This window comes from Dokdonella sp. (genome assembly GCF_049593775.1).
GTDB lineage: Bacteria > Pseudomonadota > Gammaproteobacteria > Xanthomonadales > Rhodanobacteraceae > Dokdonella.
Genome location: NZ_JBAWHJ010000433.1, coordinates 1 through 2,497 on the forward strand (window position 1 = coordinate 1; position 2,497 = coordinate 2,497).

Genomic DNA, 2,497 nt, shown 5'->3' on the forward strand with positions numbered 1-2,497 from the left:
GTCGTAACGTTCGATGAAGTCGCGAACGTGCGGATAGACCGATTCACGCCAGCGCCGACCGCTGAAGATGCCGTAGTGCCCGGCACCCTTGACCTCAAGATGGTCGTGCTTGGCTTTCGGAATGCCGGTGCACAGGTCGTGTGCCGCCCTGGTCTGGCCGAGGCCGGAAATGTCGTCGAGCTCGCCTTCGATCGTCAGCAAGGCGGTGCGCTTGATCGCGGCTGGCTTGACCCGCTCGCCCTTGACGTCCCACAGGCCGCGCGGCAACAACTGCTGCTGGAAAATCTTCTCGATCGTGTCGAGATAGAACTCCGCGGGCATGTCGAGCACGGCGTTGTATTCGTCGTAGAACTTGCGATGGGCTTCGGCATCTTCCTGGTCGCCGCGACGCAGGTCTTCGTAGAAATCCCAATGCGAACTCATGTGTCGGCTCGGGTTCATTGCCACGAAGCCCGCGTGCTGCAGGAATCCGGGATAGACCTTGCGCCCGGCGCCCGGGTAGTTCGATGGCACGGTATGGATGACGTTGTTCTCGAACCACTCGATCGGCTGGGTAGTGGCCAGGTCGTTGACCTTGGTCGGGCTGCGTCGCGGATCAATCGGGCCGCCCATCATGGTCATCGTCAGCGGCGTGGTTTCCTTGTTCGACGCCAGCAGCGATATCGCCGCCATCACCGGAACGGTGGGCTGGCAGACCGAAATCACATGCAGTTTCTCGGCACCGATATGGCGAATGAATTCCTGGATGTAATGGACGTAGTCGTCGAGATCGAAGTCGCCCTGGTCCAGCGGAACCATGCGCGCGTCGATCCAGTCGGTGAGATACACCTTGTGATCCTGCAGCAGTGAACGCACCGTATCGCGCAGCAGGGTCGAGTGATGGCCCGACACAGGAGCCACAACGAGTACGGTCGGATCGTTCTTGAGCTCGGCCAGGGTCTCCACGTCGTCACTGAAGCGCTTGAAGCGGATCAGGTTGCAAAAGGGCTTGGCAACTGCGACCTGCTCGGAGATCGGTGTTTCGTGACCGTGCGCAGTGACAGATTCAATCGCAAAGGCGGGCTTTTCGTAATCCTTGCCAAGCCGATAGGCCAGTTCATAGCCTGCTGCCAAGCGTTGAACCCCGGGGAAGCCCGACAGCCAATTCTCTTTTGCCGTGAGAAGTTGCGCTGCAGCACCAGACCAGCCAACCAGCGGATTCATCAGCGAGCGATTGAGTTCGTGAAGTTGGTAAAGCATAAGGCTGGCCTTGTTTGCTGTGGCGAATCCGCCCATCTTTAGGCCTTCCGGCTTTATGTGCAAGTGCACAATCGGCTGGTCGAGCTGAGCCAAGGGGCTAGACCTTGTCCTCCCGGGGCGCATACGGGGGCCCGGTTTGGAGGCCCGGGGCTGACCTGCTTCGCGATGAAGGCCGCAAACGGTACCATCGGGTTTCCGTCTCCCGGTCCTGTGCATGAACGCAAAAAAGTATGACCGCGCCTATTTCGATCGCTGGTACCGGGATCCCCAACACCGGGTCAAGGCGCGCGGGGAGACGCGACGCAAGGTCCAGATGGCAGTCGGACTGGCCGAATATTACCTGGGCCGGACCATCACCAACGTCCTGGACATTGGGTGCGGCGAAGGGATCTGGCGTTCGCCGTTGCGCGCACTACGCCCTGGCATCGACTACCTCGGCCTGGATTCAAGTGACTACGCGATCAGTCGTTTCGGCCGCTCGCGCAATCTTCGTCCCGCGCGTTTCGCTGACCTGGCCGAGCTGCGTTTCGATCGGCGCTTTGACCTGATCATTTGTTCCGACGTCGCTCATTACCTCGGCGCTGCAGAATTGCGTCGGGGCCTCTCCGGTTTCCCGGAGCTGCTTGAAGGCCTCGCTTTCATCGAACTGTTCACCTCGAAAGATCCGGTCGATGGCGATACCACGGGATTCATTTCGCGCTCCCCAAAGTGGTATCGCGAATGCTTTGCCAGCGCCGGGCTCATGGCCTGCGGCTCGCATTGCTACCTGGCGCCGGATCTGATGCGATCAGTTTCCGCGCTCGAGCGGGCTGAGGCATGAGCGGATCCCTTCCCGAGACTGTGCACGATCGACTTCCCGAACTGCCAGCCCTGACGGGCCTGCGAGGGTTCGCGGCATTGTGGGTGCTGCTGTATCACGTCTGGGCCATGAGCGGCGGACCGCCACTGCGACTGCCCGGTATCGGATTCATGCAGGGCAGCAACCTGTTGTCGGTCGGCTGGTCGGGCGTCGACCTGTTCTTCTGTCTTTCCGCATTTCTGCTCGTCATGCCGTTTGCGCAGTGGCGCTATGGGTCTGCAACGCGACCCAATACTGGTCGGTACCTGCTGCGCCGCGTGCTGCGCATTTACCCGGCCTACCTGTTCCAGCTGTTCGTGCTGCTGTTCGCTGCCGTGGTGTTTGATTACGGGCGCGTTCCAACGGCTTACGAGCTGGTCGCTCATCTTTTCCTCTGGTTCTACATAGGCTGGAATTGGG

At 60.5% G+C, this 2,497-nt stretch carries 3 protein-coding genes; 2 read left to right on the top strand and 1 reads right to left on the bottom strand.

Features of this window, described 5'->3' with window-relative positions; all coding sequences use genetic code 11:
* A partial coding sequence (locus WBP53_RS14915) for a polyhydroxyalkanoate depolymerase (RefSeq protein WP_423930306.1) occupies positions 1-1,239 on the bottom strand: 1,239 nt, incomplete at its 3' end.
* 214 nt (positions 1,240-1,453) lie between these two features.
* Here WBP53_RS14915 and WBP53_RS14920 point away from each other — a divergent pair.
* On the top strand, positions 1,454-2,059 hold the full coding sequence (locus WBP53_RS14920; RefSeq protein ID WP_423930308.1) for a class I SAM-dependent DNA methyltransferase: 606 nt from the start codon (positions 1,454-1,456) through the stop codon (positions 2,057-2,059).
* A partial coding sequence (locus WBP53_RS14925) for an acyltransferase family protein (protein ID WP_423930310.1) occupies positions 2,056-2,497 on the top strand: 442 nt, incomplete at its 3' end. The genes WBP53_RS14920 and WBP53_RS14925, both read left to right, overlap by 4 nt.